This window comes from Sphingomonas sp. 2R-10 (assembly GCF_030062225.1).
In the GTDB taxonomy this organism is placed as follows: domain Bacteria; phylum Pseudomonadota; class Alphaproteobacteria; order Sphingomonadales; family Sphingomonadaceae; genus Sphingomonas.
In genome coordinates this window covers 1-21,186 of the sequence record NZ_JASCXF010000016.1, presented here as the reverse complement: position 1 = coordinate 21,186, position 21,186 = coordinate 1, and the positions used below count along the sequence as shown (strand labels likewise).

20 protein-coding genes are annotated in these 21,186 nt (G+C 68.0%); 7 read left to right on the top strand and 13 right to left on the bottom strand.

The window, feature by feature from the left end; translation table 11 throughout:
• Window positions 1-57: 57 nt before the first annotated feature.
• From wecC to QLH51_RS09035, 4 genes are all read right to left on the bottom strand, one after another.
• On the bottom strand, window positions 58-1,311 hold the full coding sequence (wecC, locus tag QLH51_RS09050) for a UDP-N-acetyl-D-mannosamine dehydrogenase (RefSeq protein WP_125657904.1): 1,254 nt from the start codon (window positions 1,309-1,311) through the stop codon (window positions 58-60).
• The gene (gene wecB, locus QLH51_RS09045) at window positions 1,304-2,431 is read right to left on the bottom strand and encodes a non-hydrolyzing UDP-N-acetylglucosamine 2-epimerase (protein WP_443018822.1); all 1,128 of its coding nucleotides are present in this window, start codon (window positions 2,429-2,431) and stop codon (window positions 1,304-1,306) included. Before wecB ends, wecC begins: the two co-directional genes overlap by 8 nt.
• 210 nt (window positions 2,432-2,641) lie before the next feature.
• Window positions 2,642-3,427 carry an SDR family NAD(P)-dependent oxidoreductase gene (locus QLH51_RS09040; RefSeq protein ID WP_125657899.1) on the bottom strand — a complete coding sequence of 262 codons (786 nt, stop codon included), beginning with the start codon at window positions 3,425-3,427 and terminating at the stop codon, window positions 2,642-2,644.
• Between the two features lie 26 nt (window positions 3,428-3,453).
• Window positions 3,454-4,128 carry an HAD-IA family hydrolase gene (locus QLH51_RS09035; protein ID WP_125657897.1) on the bottom strand — a complete coding sequence of 225 codons (675 nt, stop codon included), beginning with the start codon at window positions 4,126-4,128 and terminating at the stop codon, window positions 3,454-3,456.
• A gap of 62 nt (window positions 4,129-4,190) precedes the next feature.
• Here QLH51_RS09035 and glmU point away from each other — a divergent pair, with 62 nt between their 5' ends.
• Entirely contained in the window at window positions 4,191-5,549 is a 1,359-nt protein-coding gene (glmU, locus tag QLH51_RS09030) for a bifunctional UDP-N-acetylglucosamine diphosphorylase/glucosamine-1-phosphate N-acetyltransferase GlmU (protein WP_125657894.1), read from the top strand.
• 29 nt (window positions 5,550-5,578) lie between these two features.
• Window positions 5,579-7,402, top strand: coding sequence for a glutamine--fructose-6-phosphate transaminase (isomerizing) (glmS, locus tag QLH51_RS09025; RefSeq protein WP_125657891.1), 1,824 nt, complete (start codon window positions 5,579-5,581; stop codon window positions 7,400-7,402).
• A gap of 164 nt (window positions 7,403-7,566) precedes the next feature.
• Here glmS and queA read toward each other — a convergent pair whose 3' ends face one another.
• A complete protein-coding gene (gene queA / locus QLH51_RS09020; RefSeq protein WP_125657888.1) occupies window positions 7,567-8,598 on the bottom strand; it encodes a tRNA preQ1(34) S-adenosylmethionine ribosyltransferase-isomerase QueA in 1,032 nt (343 codons plus the stop codon).
• 16 nt (window positions 8,599-8,614) lie between these two features.
• Window positions 8,615-9,298 (bottom strand): peptidylprolyl isomerase, encoded by a 684-nt coding sequence (locus QLH51_RS09015; RefSeq protein ID WP_125657886.1) that lies wholly within the window; start codon window positions 9,296-9,298, stop codon window positions 8,615-8,617.
• Between the two features lie 251 nt (window positions 9,299-9,549).
• Between QLH51_RS09015 and petA the strand changes: the two genes are divergently transcribed.
• The 5 genes from petA to QLH51_RS08990 all read left to right on the top strand — a co-directional run bounded on the left by petA (window position 9,550) and on the right by QLH51_RS08990 (window position 14,043).
• Window positions 9,550-10,134, top strand: coding sequence for a ubiquinol-cytochrome c reductase iron-sulfur subunit (gene petA, locus QLH51_RS09010; RefSeq protein WP_125657883.1), 585 nt, complete (start codon window positions 9,550-9,552; stop codon window positions 10,132-10,134).
• A gap of 10 nt (window positions 10,135-10,144) precedes the next feature.
• On the top strand, window positions 10,145-11,455 hold the full coding sequence (locus QLH51_RS09005; RefSeq protein WP_125657880.1) for a cytochrome b: 1,311 nt from the start codon (window positions 10,145-10,147) through the stop codon (window positions 11,453-11,455).
• Window positions 11,456-11,465: 10 nt separating this feature from the next.
• Window positions 11,466-12,332: a cytochrome c1 gene (locus QLH51_RS09000; RefSeq protein WP_206429030.1), complete on the top strand. Its 867-nt coding sequence runs from the start codon at window positions 11,466-11,468 to the stop codon at window positions 12,330-12,332.
• On the top strand, window positions 12,329-12,880 hold the full coding sequence (locus QLH51_RS08995) for an adenine phosphoribosyltransferase (RefSeq protein ID WP_241217928.1): 552 nt from the start codon (window positions 12,329-12,331) through the stop codon (window positions 12,878-12,880). The genes QLH51_RS09000 and QLH51_RS08995 overlap by 4 nt, the downstream gene beginning before the upstream one ends.
• A gap of 416 nt (window positions 12,881-13,296) precedes the next feature.
• Window positions 13,297-14,043 (top strand): hypothetical protein, encoded by a 747-nt coding sequence (locus QLH51_RS08990; RefSeq protein WP_206429029.1) that lies wholly within the window; start codon window positions 13,297-13,299, stop codon window positions 14,041-14,043.
• A 274-nt stretch (window positions 14,044-14,317) separates the two neighbouring features.
• On the opposite strand, the gene QLH51_RS08985 is transcribed toward QLH51_RS08990, so the two are convergent.
• From QLH51_RS08985 to QLH51_RS08955, 7 genes are all read right to left on the bottom strand, one after another.
• Window positions 14,318-14,776, bottom strand: a complete 459-nt coding sequence (locus QLH51_RS08985; RefSeq protein ID WP_125657874.1) for a MaoC family dehydratase — start codon at window positions 14,774-14,776, stop codon at window positions 14,318-14,320.
• Window positions 14,777-14,815: 39 nt separating this feature from the next.
• Window positions 14,816-16,072 carry an alkaline phosphatase family protein gene (locus tag QLH51_RS08980; protein WP_125657871.1) on the bottom strand — a complete coding sequence of 419 codons (1,257 nt, stop codon included), beginning with the start codon at window positions 16,070-16,072 and terminating at the stop codon, window positions 14,816-14,818.
• Between the two features lie 43 nt (window positions 16,073-16,115).
• Window positions 16,116-17,216 (bottom strand): redox-regulated ATPase YchF, encoded by a 1,101-nt coding sequence (ychF, locus tag QLH51_RS08975; RefSeq protein ID WP_125657868.1) that lies wholly within the window; start codon window positions 17,214-17,216, stop codon window positions 16,116-16,118.
• A gap of 65 nt (window positions 17,217-17,281) precedes the next feature.
• Entirely contained in the window at window positions 17,282-17,866 is a 585-nt protein-coding gene (locus QLH51_RS08970; RefSeq protein ID WP_125657865.1) for a TIGR02466 family protein, read from the bottom strand.
• Window positions 17,867-17,904: 38 nt separating this feature from the next.
• The gene (locus QLH51_RS08965; RefSeq protein ID WP_125657862.1) at window positions 17,905-18,804 is read right to left on the bottom strand and encodes an alpha/beta hydrolase family esterase; all 900 of its coding nucleotides are present in this window, start codon (window positions 18,802-18,804) and stop codon (window positions 17,905-17,907) included.
• Between the two features lie 626 nt (window positions 18,805-19,430).
• The gene (gene pth / locus QLH51_RS08960) at window positions 19,431-19,997 is read right to left on the bottom strand and encodes an aminoacyl-tRNA hydrolase (RefSeq protein ID WP_125657860.1); all 567 of its coding nucleotides are present in this window, start codon (window positions 19,995-19,997) and stop codon (window positions 19,431-19,433) included.
• A gap of 380 nt (window positions 19,998-20,377) precedes the next feature.
• Complete coding sequence (locus tag QLH51_RS08955; protein ID WP_125657857.1) at window positions 20,378-21,067, bottom strand: 50S ribosomal protein L25/general stress protein Ctc; 690 nt, start codon at window positions 21,065-21,067, stop codon at window positions 20,378-20,380.
• Window positions 21,068-21,186 lie beyond the last annotated feature (119 nt).

Below are 21,186 nucleotides of genomic sequence, written 5' to 3'. Positions count from 1 at the left end.
AATCCTCTTCCTCTTCGTGCCTCCGCGCCTTCGCGTGAAAATCCTATTTTCTTTCGATTACCGCCACATCCCCCGCGTATCGTAAAGCTGCTTGCCCGCCCGAGCCTCGACCGGCACCGCCTTGAACGCGCTGTGATCGACCAGCACGACCAGAATATCGTTGGCCAGCCCCTCGTCCAGCGACACCAGCCGCCCGCCGTCGAGCGAACGGGGCAGGGCGGTGACGAACGGTTCGACCAGATCGATCCGGTCGCCGTACCGGGCGATCAGGTCGGCGGCGACCTTCACCGCTGGACTTTCGCGCAGGTCGTCGATGTCGGCCTTGAACGCCAGCCCGAGCAACGACGCGCGGGCGTCCGGTGACGCGTCGAGCATCGCCACGACCCGGCCGACGACATGATCGACCTTGCCGTCGTTCACTTCGCGCGCGGTGCGGATCAGCGGGGTCTGTTCGGGGGCGGCGTCGACGATGAACCACGGGTCGACCGCGATGCAGTGCCCGCCGACGCCGGGGCCGGGCTTCAGGATGTTGACGCGCGGGTGGCGGTTGGCCAGCTCGATCACGTCCCAGACGTTCAGCGCCATCTTGTCGCACACGATCGACAATTCGTTGGCAAAGGCGATGGCGACGTCGCGGCTGGTATTTTCGACCAGCTTGACCATTTCGGCGGTGCGCGCGGTGGTGACGGTGCACGCCCCCTCGACGAAGCGGCGATAGAAGTCGCAGGCGGCTTCGGCACAGGCCGGGGTGATCCCGCCGATCGAACGTTCGTTCGACACGAGTTCGAGAATGATGCGCCCCGGCAGCACCCGTTCGGGGCAATAGGCGATGGCGATGTCGGGCGCATCCGACAGGCCGGGCAGGGCCAGGTCGGGGCGCAATTCGGCCAGCAGGTCGCGAATCTGTTCGGTGGTCCCGACCGGCGAGGTCGATTCGAGGATCACGGTGTTGCCCCGCGCCAGCACCGGCGCGATAGCGCGGGTGGCGTTCAGGACATAGCTGATGTCGGGCGCATGGCCCGGCCCGAACGGCGTCGGCACCGCGATGACGAACACGTCGGCCGGCGACGGCACGGTGGCGGTGGTAAGGCGTCCGAGCAGCACGACGTCGCGCACCAGCGTGTCGAGATCGGCCTCCTCGATATGGATGTCGCCGCGCGCGACCGTGTCGACGACGTGCTGGCTGACGTCGATGCCGATCACCCGCGCGCCCGACCGGGCGACGACGGCGGCGGTCGGCAGGCCGATATAGCCCAGCCCCACGACGCACACGTCATAGGTGTCGGCAGCGGCGATGCGCTGTTCAAGCATAGAGGGTCTCCACGATGCGGGCGGACGCATGGCCGTCTCCGAAAGGATTGTGCGCCTTTGCCATCGCGGCATAGGCGTCGGGGTCGTCGAGCAGTTGCGTGACCTCGGCGACGATGCGGTCCTCGTCCGAACCGATCAGCCTGGCGGTGCCGGCCATCACGCCTTCGGGGCGCTCGGTCGTCTCGCGCATCACCAGCACCGGCTTGCCCAGACCCGGTGCCTCCTCCTGCACCCCGCCCGAATCGGTCAGGACGAGGTGGCACAGGTCGAGCAGGCGGACGAAATGCGGATAGTCCTGGGGGGCGATCATCGCCACGCGCGGATTGTGCCCGAGGATCGCGTCCATCGGCCCGCGGACCTGCGGATTGGGATGGACCGGAAAGATAACGCCGACATCGTCGCGCGCGGCGATGCGGGCGATGGCGCGGGCGATGCTTTCCATGCCGCCGCCGAAATTCTCGCGCCGGTGGGTGGTCACCAACACCACGCGCTTGCCTGCGAACCGCTGCGCCAGATCGTCGAGCGCCTGCGTCCGTGCCGGTTCGGCGGCGATCCGTGTCCGGGCCATGTGCAGCGCGTCGATGACGGTGTTGCCGGTCACCAGCACGCGGTCGCCTGGCACATTCTCCGCCAGCAGCGCGTCGGCGGCGGTCTGCGTCGGGGCGAAATGCAGGTCGGCGATGCTGCCGACGATCTTGCGGTTCACCTCTTCGGGCCACGGATGATAGATGTCGTGGCTGCGCAGGCCCGCCTCGACATGCGCGACCGGGACCTTGCGGTAATAGGCGGCGAGCGCGGCGACCATCGCGGTGGCGGTGTCGCCCTGCACGATCACCCGGTCGGGCTTCTCGGCGTCGAAGACCGGGCCGAGCGCACCCAGCAACCGCGCGGTCAGGGCATCGAGCGACTGGCCGGCGGTCATGATGTTCAGGTCGATGTCGGGCACGATCCCGGCAAATTCCATGACCTGATCCAGCATCTCGCGGTGCTGCGCGGTGACGACGACGCGGGTGTCGAATCCGGGATGGGCGCGCAGGGCGTGGATCAGCGGGAACAGCTTGATCGCTTCGGGCCGCGTGCCGAAGACGACCAGTATCCGCTGCACCTGCTTGCCCATCATACGCCCCCGCGACCCGGATTGGCCGCTATCATGCCGGGCCTAGCCGCGGGAGCTTAATAATTGGTGGGCGACCCGATCCTCCCCGGCACGGGGAGGGGGACCAGCGAAGCTGGTGGAGGGGGGTGTCCGCGTATGGACCGGTTGCGTTGCGTCGCCATCCCCCTCCACCACTGCTTCGCGGCGGTCCCCCTCCCCGTGTCGGGGAGGAGCTTATCCGTGATACCGCTCCGCCACCTTGTCCCGCGAAGCATTCGGCGCGATCTTCGCTTCCGCCGCCTCCAGCGCTTCCCAGTCCGCCACGTCGGGCAGCGACGGGATGCAGACCGCCTCGCCCAGCTCCAGCCCCCGCAGCGACGCGACGACGAGGTCGTCGGGCTCCATCACCCGTTCGGGCGGGAAGTCGTCGACGCTCTTGCCCGCGACATGGTGGAAATTGGTCGCGGTGACGCCGGGGATCAGCAGCTGGATGCGGATGTTGCCGTCCTTCGCCTCGGCCTGCATCACGCGGGTATAATAGGCGACATAGGCCTTGGTCGCGCCATAGCCGGCATAGCTCGGCATCTTGGTGAACAGCGTGCCCGACCCGACATTGATGATCGTGCCCGTACCCGACCGCTTCATGCCGGCCATCGCCGCATCGGCCAGCCGGCTGAACGCCACGACGTTGAGCAGCAGCATGTCGGTCATGTCGTCGCGGTCGCCTTCGCCGACTTTGCCCATCGCGGCGAAGCCGGCATTGTTGACGAACAGCGCGACCGGATCGCCCGCCTCCAGCCGTTCCTCGACCACGTCGAGGTCGTCGGGATCGGCGAGGTCGGCGGCGATCACCTCGATATCGATGCCGTGTTCGGCGGACAGCTGTTCGGCGAGGTCGCGCAGCCGGTCCTCGCGCCGCGCGACGATCACAAGATCGTGGCCGGTGCGGGCGAGATGATGCGCGAAGCTCAGGCCGATACCGGACGATGCGCCGGTGACGAGGGCGACGGGGCGGGTCATGGCAAATCCTTGCGTGGAGGAACAGTTCAGGCCGACAAACGCGCCAGCGTCGGGATAAGCTCGTCGAAATGATCGATGATCGCATCGGCGCCCAGTTCGGCGACCGGCTGCATCATGAATCCGAACGAACAGGCGACAGAGGGAATGCCGGCATTGCGTGCGGCATCGATATCGAAATGCGAATCGCCGACGAACGCCGCGCGTCCGCCGCCGCACTGCGCGATCATCGCATCGATCGGCGCGCGGTTCGGCTTCGACTTGCCCGGCCCCAGCGTATCGCCGCCGATGATGCAGGCGAAGCGGCGGGTCAGGTCGAGTTCGTCCAGCAGGCGCCGGGCCAGCCCCTCCAGCTTGTTGGTGACGATCGCGGACTTCACGCCCATCGCATCGAGCCGGTCGAGCGCTGCCATCGCGCCGGGAAAGGGGCGCGAGCGGACCGCGATATGGGCCTCGTAATGGCCGAGCAGCATCCGGTGCAGCCGGTTCAGTTCGGCATCGTCGCAGCCGCCGGTCGCTTCCATCCCCTGGCGCAGCATGTGCTTCGCGCCGCCGCCGATCATCGGAATGACCTGTTCGCGCGTCAGCAGCGGGCGGCCGGCATCGGCGAGCGCATGGTTGACAGCATCGGTCAGGTCGCCGCTGGTGTCGACGAAGGTGCCGTCGAGATCGAAGCCGACGATATCGAATGAAATCTTTGTCATCATCGCCGCATTGGCGCGCGCGATATGGAATTGGCAAGGGTCGTGTGCCACAGACGGCCCCCATGAGCGCACAACCGATCGCCGCCGTGATCCTCGCCGCCGGGCAGGGTACGCGCATGAAATCGACGAAGCACAAGGTGCTGCATCCGCTGGCCGGGCAGCCGATGCTGTTCCACCTGCTCGACAGCCTCTCGGCCGCGAACGTCACCCGCCGCGTGGTGATCGTCGGCGCGGTCGGCGAACAGGTCGAGGCCGCCGTCGCCGGGCGCGAAGTCGAGATCGCGTGGCAGCGCGAGCAACTGGGCACCGCGCACGCCGCGCTGCAGGCGAAGGACACGCTGGCCGACCATGACGGCATCGTGCTGGTCTGTTTCGGCGACACGCCGCTCCTGTCGGCGGACACCGTCGCGCGGCTGGCCGCGCGGCTGGGCGACGCGGACCAGCCGATGGTCGCGGTGCTGGGCTTCCGCCCTCCGCAAGCCGCCGCCTATGGCCGGATCATCGCCGACGATGCCGGCAACATCGCCAAGATGGTCGAGTTCGAAGACGCCACGGCGGACGAACGTGCGGTGAACCTGTGCAACAGCGGCGTGACCGCGGTGCGCTCGGCCGACCTTTGGCCGCTGCTGGAGCGGGTCGGCAACGCCAATGCGGCGGGCGAATATTATCTGCCCGACATCGTCATGCTCGCCATCGCCGACGGGCGCGGCGCGGTGGTGATCGAAACCGGTGCCGACGAAGTCGCCGGCATCAACAGCCGCGCCGAACTGGCGGCGGTCGAGGCGGCTTGGCAGGACAAGCGCCGCGCCCGGGCGATGGCAGACGGCGTGACGCTGGTCGCGCCCGACACCGTCTTCTTCGCACACGACACGCAACTCGGCCGCGACGTGACGATCGAACCGAACGTCGTGTTCGGTCCCGGCGTGACCGTCGCCGACGATGTCGTCATCCACGCCTTCAGTCACCTTGAGGGCGCGGCCGTCGCGACAAAGGCGGATGTCGGCCCCTATGCCCGCCTGCGCCCCGGCGCGATGCTGGGCGAGGGCAGCCGGGTCGGCAATTTCGTCGAGGTGAAGAACACGACGCTGGGCAAGGGCGCGAAGGCCAACCACCTGACCTATCTGGGCGACGCCAGCGTCGGGGCCGACGTCAATATCGGCGCGGGCACGATCACCTGCAATTACGACGGCTTCTTCAAATACCGTACCGAGATCGGCGCGGGCGCGTTCATCGGATCGAACAGCGCGCTGGTCGCGCCGGTGAAGATCGGCGACGGTGCGCTGGTCGCCGCCGGATCGGTCGTGACCCGCGACGTCGCAGCCGATGCGCTGGCGCTGGTCCGTGCCGAACGCGCCGATCATCCTGGTTGGGCGATGCGCTTCCGCAACAAGCAAAAGGCCGCGAAGGCCGCGAAGAAATAAGCGGGCCTTCCCGCCGGAGAGATACGGATATGTGTGGAATTGTTGGGATCATCGGCACCGAGAGCGTCGCCGACCGGCTGCTCGACGGGCTCAAGCGCCTCGAGTATCGCGGGTATGATTCGGCCGGTATCGCCACCGTCGAGGCGGCTTCGATCGAGCGCCGCCGCGCGTCGGGCAAGCTGAAGAACCTTGCCACCGAGCTGGCCGCGCACCCGCTGCCCGGCAATATCGGCATCGCCCACACCCGCTGGGCGACGCATGGTGGCCCGACCACCGACAACGCGCACCCGCACGCCACGCAGGAAGTCGCGGTGGTCCACAACGGCATCATCGAAAATTTCAAGCCGCTGCGCGAGGAATTGACCGCGCGCGGCCGGGTGTTCACCAGCGAGACCGATACCGAGGTCGTCGCCCATCTGGTCAGCGAACAGGTCGAGGCCGGGCTGTCCCCGCAGGACGCGGTGAAGGCGATCCTGCCGCGGCTGCACGGCGCGTTCGCGCTCGCCATCCTGTTTCGCCAGCATGACGACCTGCTGATCGGCGCGCGGCTCGGCTCGCCGCTGGTCGTCGGCTATGGCGAGGGCGAAGTGTATCTCGGCTCCGACGCGCTGGCGCTGGCGCCGCTGACGCAGCGCATCGCCTATCTGGAGGAGGGCGACTGGGTCGTCTGCCGCCGCGACGGCACCGACATCTTCGATCGCGACAACAATCCCGTCGACCGCCCGGTCACGCTGTCGGGCGTCACCGGCGCGCTGATCGACAAGGGCAATCATCGCCACTTCATGCAGAAGGAGATCTACGAACAGCCGATCGTCGTCGCCCAGACGCTGCGCTCGTATCTCCAGCGGTTCGAGGGCAAGGTGACGATGCCGATCCCCGATTTCGACCTGTCGGGGATCCGGCGCGTCACGATCGTCGCGTGCGGCACCAGCTTCTATGCCGGGATGGTCGCCAAATACTGGTTCGAACAGTTCGCGCGGGTGCCCGTCGACTTGGACGTCGCGTCCGAGTTCCGCTACCGCGCGCCGGTGATGGAGGAGGGGGGCCTCGCCCTGTTCATCAGCCAGTCGGGCGAGACCGCCGACACTCTCGCCGCGCTGCGCCATGCCAAGGGCGAGGGGCAGACGATCGCGGTCGTCGTCAACGTGCCGACCAGCACCATGGCGCGCGAAGCCGACCTGCTGCTGCCGACCCATGCCGGGCCGGAGATCGGCGTGGCATCGACCAAGGCGTTCACCTGCCAGCTTGCCGTGCTCGCCGCACTCGCCGCGAACCTTGCCAAGGCAAAGGGGCGGCTGAGCGAGGCCGAGGAACGCAGCATCGTGCGTCATCTGGCCGAGGCACCGGCGTCGATCAATGCCGCGCTCGCCTATGACGAGGCGATCGAGGGCATGGCCGGGGTCATCGCAGCGGCGCGCGACGTGCTGTATCTCGGACGCGGCACCGACTATCCGCTGGCGCTGGAAGGGGCGCTCAAGCTCAAGGAAATCAGCTATATCCATGCCGAGGGCTATGCCGCGGGCGAGATGAAGCACGGGCCGATCGCGCTGATCGACGAACATGTCCCGGTGATCGTGATCGCGCCGTCGGGGCCGCTGTTCGACAAGACCGTCAGCAATATGCAGGAAGTGCAGGCGCGCGGCGGCAAGGTCGTGCTGATCTCCGACTATGACGGCATCCAGGCGGCGGGCGATGGCGCGGTGGCGACGATCACCATGCCCAAGGTCCACCCGCTGATCGCGCCGATCGTCTACGCGGTGCCGGTGCAGTTGTTGGCGTACCATGTCGCCGTGGCGAAGGGCACGGATGTCGATCAGCCGCGTAACTTGGCGAAGTCGGTGACGGTGGAATAGGGCGGGGCATGGGGCTCGACGGGACAGCTTTACCCATCTGGCCCCGAACGTCATCCCAGCGCAGGCTGGGATCTCCTGGTGATAGCGCGCAGCTAAAGCCGCTTGAGGCCCCAGCCTTCGCTGGGGCGACGGGCCGGGTGACGTAACGTTCGAGAGGTCAGCCCCTATCGTGGCAGCAACAAACTCGCGTCGCCATAGGAATAGAAGCGATACCCTCCCGCGATCGCATGGGCATAGGCGGCCTGCATCCGCTCGCGCCCCATCAAGGCCGAGACCAGCATGAACAGCGTCGAGCGCGGCAGGTGGAAATTGGTCATCAGCCCGTCGATCCCGCGAAAGCGATAGCCCGGCGTGATGAAGATCGCGGTGTCGCCTTCGAACGGCTGCACCCGGCCTTGCGGATCGCAGGCGCTTTCGATCAGGCGCAGGCTGGTGGTGCCTACCGCGATCACACGACCGCCGGCGGCGCGCACCGCGTTCAGCCGGTCGGCGGTGGCGCTATCGATCCGGCCCCATTCGGCATGCATCCGGTGGTCGTCGGTATCCTCGGCCTTGACCGGCAGGAAGGTGCCCGCGCCGACATGCAGCGTCAGCGTGGCATGGCCGATCCCCGCCGCCTCGATCGCCGCCATCAGTTCGGGCGTGAAGTGCAGCGCCGCGGTCGGCGCGGCGACGGCGCCGGCTTCCCGCGCGAACAGCGTTTGGTAATCCTCGGCATCGCGGGCGTCGGCGCCGCCACGCTTCGACGCGATATAGGGCGGGAGCGGCATGCGCCCGGCGCGCTCCAGCAGCAGTTCGACCGGCTCGTCACCCTGAAAATCGAGCGCGAGGCTGCCGTCTTCGCCCTTGTCGCCGGCGATCGCGGTGACGCCGGCGCCGAAATCGATGCTGTCGCCGTCGCGCAGCCGCCGCGCGTTGCGGACGAACGCACGCCAGCGTCGCGGCCCTTCGCGCTTGTGCAGCGTCGCGCCGATCGTCGCGTCGCCGCGCTTCCCCTCCAGCTGCGCCGGGATCACCCGCGTGTCGTTGAACACCAGCAGGTCGCCGGCGCGCAGGCACGACGGCAGATCGGCGACGCCGCGGTCGAGCGTCGCTTCGCCGCTCAGTACCAGCATCCGCGCCGCGTCGCGCGGGGCGGCGGGGCGCAGCGCGATACGATCGTTGGGCAGTTCGAAGTCGAACAGGTCGACATGCATCGGCGGCGTGACGTCCCTAGCGCGGACGGACCGGCTGGGCGCGGCGCGGCGCCGGCGTGCGCGGCGTGGTGGCGGGCAGCGGGGCGACGGTTTCGGGCAGCGCGACCGGTGCCTCCGCCTGGTACGGCGGGGGATTGTCGCTGGCGATATAGGCGTGGACGATACGCGACGGGTTCGCCGGCGGCTCGCCGCGTTCGATCGTGTCGACATATTGCATGCCGCCGATCACCCGCCCGAACACCGTGTACTTCTTGTCGAGCGCGAGGCGCGGAGCGAGCATGATGTAGAACTGGCTGTTCGCGCTGTTCTCGTCCTGCGCACGCGCCGCCGCCACCGCGCCGCGGACGTGGGGGAGGTAGTTGAACTCCTTCTCCACGTTCGGCAGCTTCGATCCGCCGGTGCCGTCGCCGTCGGGATCGCCGCCCTGCGCCATGAACCCGTCGATGACCCGGTGGAAGGCGAGGCCGTCATAGAATTTGTCGCGGGTCAGCGTCTTGATCCGCGCCACCATCTTGGGCGCAACGTCGGGCCGCAGCCAGATCGTCACCCGCCCGCCGGTCGACAGGTCGAGGATCCACAGGTTGCGCGTGTCGGTGGTCGACGGCGGCGGCTCGCGCCCGGGCACGTCGATGACCTGCGCAAGGGCGGGCAGCGCGAAGAACGAGGCGAGGAAAGCGAGCAGGATAGCGAGACGACGCATGAACTTCCCGGATGCGCGAGGAAACTTTTGGGTGCAGACCGGCGCGCATAGACCATGTCGTCGCTTGCGCCAATCTGAACATGTCATGGTCGCCGAACGCCACGATACGGCAAAAGGGATTGGCAAACGACCGAACGCCCGGCTATCACCCGTGGCGACTGGACGGAGAACCGATCGGTCCGGCGTCGCTTCCACGAAAGCGACCGGAGAGGGGCAGGGCGCGATATGCGCCCGACGACAAGGGCTGTTGAATGGCGACTGACGACGATCAGCACGTACCCGCAGGCGGCGCGACCGCGCTGGACGGCGGGCCGGACAATCCCCGCAGGCGCGACTATCTGTCGATCGGCGCGGTGGCCTTTGCGGGAGTCGGCGCGGGCGTGATCGCGCTGCCGCTCATCAACCAGATGTCGCCCGCCGCCGACACGCTGGCGCTGTCCACCACCGAAATCGACCTGTCGGCGATCGAGCCGGGACAGGCGATCAAGGCGACGTTCCGCAAACAGCCGCTGTTCGTGCGCAACCTTACCCCTAAGGAAATCGCAGAGGCCGATGCGGTCCCGCTCAGCGAACTGCGCGATCCGCAGACGCTGGAGGAACGCACCAAGACCGGCAAGGCCAACTGGCTCATCACGCTGGGCGTCTGCACCCATCTCGGCTGCGTGCCGCTGGGCGCGGGCGAGGGCGAGAACAAGGGCCCGTTCGGCGGCTATTTCTGCCCGTGCCACGGCTCGGCCTACGACACTGCCGGGCGCATCCGTTCCGGCCCCGCGCCGCAGAACCTGCACGTTCCCGAATACGCATTCACGTCCGACACCGTCGTGACGGTCGGCTGAGGAGACAGTCATGAGCTTCCCCTGGGCCAAGCATTACGAACCGAAACAGCCGCTGATGCGCTGGCTGGACGAGAAGCTGCCGCTTCCCCGGTTGGTCTACAACGCGGTCGGCGCCGGTTATCCGGTGCCGCGCAACCTTAACTATTTCTGGAATTTCGGCGTGCTCGCCGGCGCCGCGCTGGCGGTGCAGATCATCACCGGCATCGTGCTGGCGATGCATTATGCCGCCAACGGCGCCGTGGCGTTCGATTCGGTCGAGCGCATCATGCGCGACGTGCCGTCGGGCTGGTTCCTGCGCTATGCCCATGCCAACGGCGCGTCGATGTTCTTCATCGTCGTCTACACCCATATCGCCCGCGGCATCTATTACGGGTCGTACAAGGCCCCGCGCGAGATGGTGTGGCTGCTGGGCGTCGTCATCTTCCTGCTGATGATGGCGACCGCGTTCATGGGCTATGTGCTTCCGTGGGGGCAGATGAGCTTCTGGGGGGCGCAGGTCATCACCGGCTTCTTCTCGGCGATACCCGGTGTGGGCGAAACGATCCGCGTGTGGTTGCTGGGCGGCTATGCGCCGGACAACGCCGCGCTCAACCGCTTCTTTTCGCTCCACTATCTCCTGCCGTTCGTGATCGCCGGCGTCATCGTCCTGCACATCTGGGCGTTGCATATCCCCGGCTCGAACAACCCGACCGGCGTCGAGGTGAAGGGGCCGCAGGATACGGTGCCGTTCCACCCCTATTACACCGCGAAGGACGGGTTCGGGCTGGGCGTGTTCCTGATCGTGTTCGCGTCGCTGATCTTCTTCGCGCCGAACCTGCTCGGCCATCCGGACAATTACATCCCGGCCAACCCGCTCTCGACGCCCGCGCACATCGTGCCCGAATGGTATTTCCTGCCCTTCTACGCGATCCTGAAGGCGTTCACCGTCGACTTCATCTTCCCGGCGAAGCTGTGGGGCGTGCTGGCGATGTTCGGCTCGATCCTGCTGCTGTTCTTCCTGCCGTGGCTCGACAAGTCGCCGGTCAAGTCGGCGAACTATCGTCCGACCTACCGCATCTTCCTGATCGTGCTGCTCGTGGACGTGCTGGTGCTCGGCTATCTCGGCGGGGCGGAGGCGACGCCGATCACGGTGCTGCTCAGCCAGATCGCGGCGGGATATTATTTCGCGCACTTCCTGGTCGTGCTGCCGATCGTGTCGGCGATGGAGCGTCCGCGCCCGCTGCCCAACTCGATCACCGAAGCGGTGCTGAAGGGCGAAGGCGGCACCTCGCCCGTGCAGACCGCCGCCCATGGCCATGCCTCGCCGGCCGCGGCCGAGTAAGGGAATAACGATGCTCTCCTTCGCTTCCCGCTTTCTCGCCCGCAACCTGAACCTCGTCGTGGGTGCCGGCTTCCTGTTCGCGCTGCTGCTCGGCATCTTCTCGACCGTCGGCGGCATGATCAACGACAAGCCGGTCCATTCCGCCGAGCACGAGTTCCACCTGAAGCCGCGCGAGGCGGGGCTGCAATCGGCCGGCATCTTCGGCACCTTCGACAAGCAGCAGCTGCAGCGCGGGTTCCAGGTCTATAAGGAAGTCTGCTCGGCCTGCCATTCGATCCGGCTGATGTCGTTCCGCGACCTCGAGGCGCTCGGCTATGACGAGGGGCAGGTCAAGACGATCGCCACCGACTGGCAGATCGAACAGCCGAGCGTTAACCCGGAAACGGGCGAGCCGGCGACGCGCAAGAACCTGCCGTCGGATCGCTTTCCGCTGGTGTTCGCCAACGACGTCGCCGCGCGTGCCGCCAATAATAATGCGGTGCCGCCCGACCTGTCGTTGATGACCAAGGCACGCGACGACGGTCCCGACTATGTCTATTCGCTGCTGACCGGCTATCGCGCGCAGCCGGCGGACCTGCTCAGGAAGTTCCCCGAGGCGAAGACGCCCGACGGGTTGCACTACAACCCCTATTTCGCGACCCTCAACCTCGCCATGGCGCCGCCGCTGACCGCCAACGATCAGGTTCAGTATCAGGACGGCACCCGGGCCACGGTGGATCAGATGTCGAAGGACGTGTCGGCGTTCCTGACCTGGACCGCTGAGCCGAAGCTGGAAACCCGCCACACCTGGGGTCTGGCGACGGTCATCTTCCTGCTGATCTTCACCGGCCTTGCCTTCGGTGCCTATCGCAATATCTGGCGGGGCATGAAGCATTGAGCGGCACGGATGGCGTCGGGCCGGCAGAGCTGGCCCGACGCATCCGTACCATTCCGGACTTCCCCAGGCCCGGCATCCAGTTCCGGGACATCACCACGCTGATCCTCGATCCCGAAGGGTTGCGGCTAGCCGTCGACGGCATGGTCGCGGCGGTCGCGGGACCGATTGACCTTGTCGCGGGGATCGAGGCGCGGGGGTTCGTCTTCGCACCCGCCGTCGCGCTGGCGCTGGGCGCTGGCGTGCTGCTGATCCGCAAGGACGGCAAGCTGCCCGGCGCGACCATCGCCGAGGATTATGCGCTGGAATATGGCACCGACCGGATCGCGATCCATGCCGATGCCTGCGCGCCCGGCGCGCGCGTGTTGCTGGTCGACGACCTGATCGCCACCGGCGGTACGGCGCGTGCGGCGGTAAGGCTGCTGCGCAAGGCGGGGGCCAGCGTCGAACAGGCGATGTTCGCGATCGACCTGCCCGACCTCGGCGGGGCGGCCGCGTTGCGCGCCGAGGGGATCGCGGTGTCGGCGCTGGTGGCGTTTCCGGGGCATTGAGGTCGGGCGGGATGGCTGGTTCGTAGTTCGGGCCCGCCGCGACGAACCCGCAATGCTCGCCACGTACCGGGTTGTCGCCGTTGGGATGCCGAATCATTGCGGCCCAGCGACCGACACGGAGTTGATCCGGGGTGACGGGTAGGGCTTTCCAAAAGAACGACGGTCGTTCGACGGGGCAAGTCCGAGGCGCGTCATCGTCATGGTCGCGGTAGATCGCCCCCGCCAGAAGCCCGTCCGGCCCATCATCCACCCCGTCCGGACAGCCCACGTTCAGGCACGAATGCGTACCCGTGACAGCCTGAACAGGAACCAGCGGCCGCGACCGACCGTTGCTTCGTGTCATCCAATCTCGGCGCCGAGCCCGCAGCCCGTCGCCAGCGGGAGCAAGCGCCATGTTTCATCGGCTTCGCGCGATCATGTTTACCTTGGCCCTCGGGGCGGGCGCTTCCGCCTGTGCCTATGGCGATTACGGTTATGGCGGGGTCAATGTCGGCTATGCCTCGCCCGGCTATTATGGCGGGGGTATCGGCGGCGGATATTATGACGGCTATGCCGGCGGGTTCGGCGATCCCTATTGGGGCTGGTTCGGCGACTATTATTATCCGGGCACCGGCTACTACGTCTACGACCGCTATCGGCGGCCGTTCCGCTGGAACGATCGCCAGCGTTATTACTGGCAGCAGCGCCGGGGCCAATGGCGTGGCGACTGGGGCGGCGGGCGGCCGCGCTGGGATAACTGGAACCGGCCGGGCTGGCGCGGCGACCGTCGGCCGGGGTTCGACAATCGGCCCGGTTTCGAGAACGTGCCCCGCGGCAGCAGCCAGTCTCCCTATCAGGGCCGGCCGGGCGGCTGGCGTGACCGGCCGAGTGCCGGCACCGGTGACGGCCGTCCGGACTTCGGTAATCGGCCGCGCGGGAGCTGGCGCGGCAACCGGCCCGATGCGACGCCGGGTAGCGGGCGACCCGGCTTCGAGCGGCGTCGCGGGTTCGAGAACGTCCCGCGCGGCACCAGCCCGTCGACGGTGCCCGGTCGGCCGGACATGGGCGGCGTGCGCGGCTTCAACCGGCCCGAGCGGATCGGCCCCAACCCCGGCGCTTTTCGTGGCGGCGAGGGGCGCGGACCGCGCGGCGGCGGCGGTCGCGGCGGGCGTCGCCCGAACTGATCGTCGTCAGGGATTGATCCGTCGCTATCAAAACGGGTGTCATCCCGGCGGAAGCTGGGACCTCCCGGTGGTCGGACGCTGCAGGAGCCGATGGAGACCCCAGCCTTCGCCGGGGTGACGTCTTCATACGGATGGATCAAAAACCTAACGTCCGGCCCTTTCGTTGCCCCCGACCGGTTCCGGGATCGGCGGCGCGGCGGTCGATGCCGTCCGCAGCTTTGACGATCACGTCCGGGCCACGGTGGACCGATGCGCGCGCGAATGTCGATCGGCGCTATGTCGCCCCGGCGCCGGCCCGCGTGGCGATCAGCGCCAGCGAGATGAAGGTCATCACGACCTGATCGTCCTGGTTGCGTACCGTCACCTTGCTGGCGACGCTGCCCATTTCCGGGCGGCTGGCCGACGGCCGGGCGGAGAGCACTTCGGTCTCGCACGAGAGCGTGTCGCCGGGGTAGACTGGACGCTTCCAGCGGAGTTCATCGATCCCGGCGGCACCGAGGCTGGCGACCGGGTTCGCGGTCCAGTGTTCGACCAGCATCGCCATCGTCATCGCGCAGCTGTGCCAGCCGCTGGCGGCAAGGCGGCCGAAATGGGTCTGCGCCGCAGCGTCGTCCGACAGGTGGAACGGTTGCGGGTCGTACTGCCTGGCAAAGTCGAGCACGGCGTCGCGATCCACCGGGTAGGTGCCGAAGCGGGCGGTTTCGCCAACGGCGATGTCTTCGAAATAGCGCATGCGGCCAGTTTCGCCCCGAAACCGGTCGCGCGGCAAGCCCTATCGCAGCGCCGCCGCACCGATGCCGCCATCGCCGTCGAGCGCAGGGTCCGGCGCGAGGCCGAGGATGCGGCGCAGCAGCGGGTGGATCGCGGTGTTGCGAAACGACGGCAGCGTCACGCCGGGCCGGAGCGCCGGACCGCCCGCGACGAACAGCGCCTGCATCTCGGGTGCGGCATCGTCATAGCCATGCGCGCCGCCGGTGATGGCACGGGTCGGTCTGGTCGGGGTGATCGTCCAGCCGATCTCCGCGAGGCACAGGAAGGCGGCGACGCGTGGGTTGGTGCCGTAGCGCAGCCGGGCCGGGATCGCCGCCTTGGGCCAGCATTGCATATGCGGGTGGGGGCGGGCGAGCGCGGCGGCGAGCGCGGCCTCACGGCCGGGCAGCGGCTCGATCGCGGCATAGGGGCCGGTTTCGATCAGCCGGTAGCTGTTGGCCGGCGCGATGCCGTCGAACGCGATCACGCGGTCGGGCGCGATCGCCGCCATGCCGTGATCGGCGACGACGATCAGGTTGGCCGGCTGACCCAGCGCGGTCAGTTCGCGCTGCAACCGCCCGATCTGCGCATCGACCGCATGCATCGCCGCACGGGTTTCCGGGGCGGATCGGCCATGATCGTGCCCGGCGACGTCGACATCGTCGAAATAGAGCATAACGAGGCGCGGGCGCGTTGCCGCCGGGCGCCGCAGCCAGTCGACGACCGCATCGACACGCTGTCCGGCGGTGACGGCGGCGCTGAACGCCTGCCAGTCCGATGCGTGGGCGCCGCCGGCATAGACGCCGTGATCGGGCTTGCCAGTGCCGCCCCATGCGACCTCGCTGCCCGGCCAGAACATCGTCGCGCTGCGGATGCTGGCCTGTTCGGCGGCGATCCAGATCGGCTTGGCCGCGTTCCACCAGAACGGATCGACCGTCTCCATGGTGAAGGTCTCGCCCGGGCGTGCCGGGTCTTCCATCTTGTTGCCGACGATGCCGCTCTTGTCGGGGCGGACGCCGGTGGCGAGCGTCCAGAAATTGGGGAAGGTCTTGGTCGGAAAGCTGGGCCGCATCGCGCCCGCCACGCCGCCCGCCGCCAGTCGCGACAGGTTGGGTGCGGTGGCGGGCGTCAGATAGTCCGGCCGGGCGCCGTCGACGCCGATCACGATCGTGACCGGCGGGCGGGCCTCGCGGACCGCGGGCGCAGCCGCGATCGGCGCGGAGGACGTCGTACATCCGGCAAGCAGGACCAGCGCGGCGAACAGGGAAGGGATACGCATGACCCGACCTGCTAAGGCCCTATAATGACGGAGCGGTGAACGATCAGACGTTGAAGCGGAACAGCATCACGTCGCCGTCCTGCACGACATATTCCTTGCCCTCGGCGCGCAGCTTGCCCGCGTCGCGCGCGCCGCTTTCGCCCTTGCACGCGACATAGTCGTCGAACGCGATCGTCTCGGCGCGGATGAAGCCGCGTTCGAAATCGCTGTGGATCTCGCCCGCCGCCTGCGGCGCCTTGGCCCCGACCGACACGGTCCACGCGCGGGCTTCCTTCGGGCCGACCGTGAAGAAGGTCAGCAGGTGGAGCAGCGAATAGCCGGCGCGGATGACGCGGGCGAGGCCGGTTTCGGACAGGCCGAGGTCGGACAGGAACTCGGCGCGGTCGGCGCTCTCCATCGTGGCGATCTCCGCCTCGATCGCGGCGGAGACGACGACCGCCTCGGCGCCCTCCGCCTTCGCCTTCGCGAAGACCTTGGCCGACAGGGCGTTACCTTCCGCGGCGTCCTCCTCGTTCACGTTGCAGACGTAGAGCACGGGCTTGGCGGTCAGCAGCTGCGCCTGCGCGAACAGGCGTTCCTCTTCCTCGTCCTTGATCTCGGTCAGGCGGGCGGGTTGTCCCAAGCGCAGCAGGTCGAGCGCGCGGCCGAGGACGGCGGCGGCGAGCTTCGCCTCCTTGTCGCCCTGCTGGCCTTTCTTGGCAAGGTTGGGGACGCGCTTTTCGAGCGATTCGAGGTCGGACAGCATCAGCTCGGTCTCGACGGTATCGGCATCGGCGATCGGATCGACCCGGTCGTCGACATGCTGGATGTCGTCATTCTCGAAGCAGCGCAGGACGTGGACGATCGCGTCGACTTCGCGGATGTTGCCGAGGAACTGGTTGCCAAGGCCCTCGCCCTTCGACGCGCCGCGCACGAGGCCGGCGATGTCGACGAACGCCAGTTGCGTTTCGACCTTCCTGGCCGATCCGGCGATGTCCGACAGCGCGTCGAGCCGGGGGTCGGGGACGGCGACGTTGCCGACGTTCGGCTCGATCGTGCAGAAGGGGTAGTTGGCCGCCTGTGCCGCCTGCGTTTGCGTCAGCGCGTTGAACAGGGTGGACTTGCCGACATTCGGCAGACCGACGATACCGCAGCGAAAACCCACGTGATGCTATCCCGGTGACGATGGAAAGCCTGCGCCTTAGCCGCTGGTGGGCGGCTTTGCAAAAGCTACCAGCGATAGTTGAAGCTGACGCTGATCCGTTCGCCCCTGCCGGCGTGCGGCATGACTTCGTGGCGCAGCCAGCTTTCCCACATCAGCAGCGTGCCGGGCGCAGGGGCGACCGTTTCGAACGTGCCGGGGCGGGTGGGGGCGGCCATCAGCATCGGCAGCCGGGGATCCTCGAAGCGGATGCCGCCCGCACCCTCGGGCACCGCGACATATACGGTGCCCGACACGACGCTGTGCGGATGGAGGTGCCCCGAATGGCCGCCGCCGGGCTTGAGCAGGTTCACCCACAGGCTGTCGAGCTTCAGCCTGCGGCCGGCAAGCTCCATGCCGCACGCGGCGGCGAACTTCGCCACATGGCGGTCGAGCACGCGCTTGAGGTCGGCGAAGGCCGGGTCGCGCAGCGGCAGGTCGTTCAGGGAGGCGTAGGAGGTATAGCCGCGATACTCCTTGTCCTTCGACCAGCGGCGGCCGGCCATGTCGTCCTCGGCCAGCGCACGGACCGATGCGTCGAGGTCGGCGACCAGTGCGTCGTCGCCGAGGTTCGCTTCGTAGAGTTGGGTCGGAAAGAGGGTGCGGACGGTCATCGGCGCGGCTTGGCCGATCCGGCGCGCTTTGGGAAGCGTCAGCGGCGATGCGCGGACAGGAAGGTCCAGAGAGCGTCGTTGTCGACCACCCAGCTATGGCCGCCGCCCACGGTGATCCGCCCCGCCACGTCCGCGCCGCCGCGGCAGGCGGTGTAGCGTTCCTCGTACACCGTCGGCGCGACCCAGCGGGTGGTGGGGGCGGCGGTACAGCCGTTGAGCGCGGCCCAGCGCTGTTCGGCGGCGTGCATGGTGTAGGACCAGTATTTCGCGCCGCCGCCCCGGATCGGGTTGGTGGTGTCGGCGTCGCCGGCAAAGGCGATGACGGGCAGCGGCCGGGACGGGCGGCAGGTCGCGGGGTCGGGACGGGTCGGGTCGCTCGCCAGCGGATTGCCGGCGCGCAGGCCCACGACCGGGGCGATCGCGGCGAAGCGATCGGTCGCGACGCAGCCGAGCCACGACGTCATCCGCCCGCCACCCGACAGGCCGGTGGCATAGACACGCGCCGGATCGGCGCAGCCCGCCCGGGCCAGATGGTCGATCAGCGCGCCGATGAAGGCGACGTCGTCGGGGGCGTCGGGGCCGGGAATGGCGCCGGTGACGGTCGGTACGCCGGGGATGTTCCAGACGAAACCCCTGTCATGCGGGATGCCGGCATCGGGGGCGGCGACGATGAAACCGTGACTGTCGGACGCTTCGGCCAGTTTCGAATCGCGCAGCATCGCCGCGCCGGTGCCGCCGCTGCCGTGCAGCAGGATGACCAGCGGGGCGGCCGTCGCCGGGTCGAATCCGCGCGGGGCGTGGATCAGGACCGAGCGGCCGTTGCCGACCGTGATCCGCTGCTCGCCGCCGGGGGCGAGGGTACAGCGCGTCGCGGCCTGTGCGGTGGCGCCGGCGAGCAGCAGGAACAGGAAGGCGAGCAGTTGCAACGGTTTGGCCATGAGGCGCTTCCTATCGGGCCGGGACGGGGCGGCGCAAGCGCGGGCCAAAGGTCACAAAAGTCACACTCGTGCGCAATGCGTGGTCGTGGTGGTTTCGTGGTCGGCGGCGAGGTCGTTCGGTGGGTGGGCAGGCGATCGGTTCGGCGACCCTGACCGTTGCGGGGCGTGTAGGAAAGTCGTTTTTGGCGGGGTGTGTCGTTGTTTCCCGTACCCCGGCGGAGGCCGGGGGCCAGTTACGACGTCCTGTCGACAGGGGCGCAGATGTTGCCCAACTGGATCCCGGCCTTCGCCGGGGTACGGACTGGAAGGGCGCGCGGAGCTGCGCCTACCGCAATGGCAGGAACAGGTGGGTGATCGCCTCGCTCTCGGGTACGTCGGGGAGGAAGCGCAGGCGCTGGCAGACGAGCGGAGCGTCGCGCAGTTCCTCACCGCTGGCGGGCAGCCAGTCGTGGTAGAGAAGGCGCTCGACCGTTCTTGCGGATGTCCGGGGCTTGAATGGGCTTCGTCATTCCCGCGAAAGCGGGAATCCATTGACGCGGAGGAAGCGACACCGTCGCAGACGTCAGCGTCTATAGACTCCCGCCTTCGTGGGAGTGACGAATGGGCAGGGGCAAACGTGCCGCCGCTCACCCCATCCGTCGTGCGACCTCGTTCATGAAGCGGACGTCGTCGCCGGCTGCGAGCCACGGCGCCTCGGCGGCGATGGCGCCGAGCAGGTCGGTCAGGTCGTCGATCTCGGCCTTGGCGAAATTGCCCAGCACATAGGGGGTGACGCGGTCCTTGTGCCCCGGATGGCCGATACCCAGCCGGATGCGGCGGAAGTCGGGGCCGATATGCGCGTCGGTCGAGCGCAGACCGTTATGCCCGGCATGGCCGCCGCCGACCTTCACCTTCAGCTTGAACGGCGCGAGGTCGAGTTCGTCGTGGAACACGGTCACGTCGGCAGGAGTCAGCTTGTAGAAGCGCATCGCCTCCCCGACCGAGCGGCCGCTTTCGTTCATATAGGTGCCGGGTTTCAGCAGCAGGATTTTCTGCGTGCCGATGCGCCCTTCCTGTACCCAGCCCTGGAACGCGCGCTTCGGGGGCGGGAAGCCATGGACCTCGGCGATCGCATCGATGCCCATGAAGCCGATATTGTGGCGGTGCATCGCATATTGCGGGCCGGGATTACCGAGGCCGGTCCAGAGCTGCATCGAGGGTCCTTTGGGTGGAGTGAGAGGCGGGGAACGCTCCTACCCAAGATCGTCATTCCCGCGAAGGCGGGAATCCATATGCGCTGACGCCGGAGATGGAGTCGCTGGTGTTGCGGTTATGGGTCCCCGCCTGCGCGGGGACGACGATGGGGGGCGGGACGGCGCGTCTTCTCTTCCGTCATTTCGGCGTAGGCCGGAATCCATTGTATCGGGCGTTCTCGATGGAAGCGCGACGTGGCCGTGGCCATGGATCCCGGCCTTCGCCGGGACGACGTCGGCAGGGGCGGATGCGGGAGCGGGGCTGTACCCCCAAACGCAAAGGGAGCGGGACGGCCTCGGCCATCCCGCTCCCCGCAAGCGTCGCGCAAGGACGGGGCGGATCAGCCCTCGGCCTTGTCCTCGCCTTCGGCTTCCTCGCCTTCCGATTCCGCTTCGGCAGCGGCTTCGGCCGACTGCGCTTCGGCGACTTCGGCGTCGAGCGCCTCGTCCTCGGCGGTCGGGACCGTCGGCGGCACGATGGTGGCGACGGTGAAGTCGCGGTCTTCCACGGCCGGCTCGGCACCGTTCGGCAGCTTCACGTCCGAAATGTGGATCGAATCGCCGACTTCGCGGCCGGTCAGGTCGATCGTGATCTCGGTCGGGATGTTCGACGCTTCGACCACCAGTTCGATTTCGTGGCGCACGACGTTCAGCACGCCGCCGGCGCGCTTGATGCCGGGCGCGTCGTCTTCGTTGGTGAACACCACCGGGACCGCGACGGTGACGGTCGCGTTCTTCGAGATGCGCAGGAAGTCGACATGGATCGGCTGGTCGGTGACGACGTCGAACGCGACGTCCTTCGCCAGCGTACGCACCTGCTTGCCGCCGACCTCGACCATGATGACCGAGTTCATGAAGTGGCCGGTCATCAGCTGCTTCATCAGTTCACGGGCGTTCAGGTGGATGCCCTGCGGCTCTTCCTTGTTGCCATAGATCACGGCGGGGACGCGGCCATCGCGACGCAGGGCACGGGAGGCTCCCTTGCCTGCCCGATCGCGCGTCTCGGCCGACAGGTGCAGCGTGTCGCTCATCATGTCTTCCTTGAATGCTTGGTTTATCAGTCTTGCGCGGCCGGGCCTCCAGGGATGACCCCGGCACGAACAAGCGCGGGCGCATAGGGGAGTTCGGGGGGAAAGGCAAGGTTCGGGGT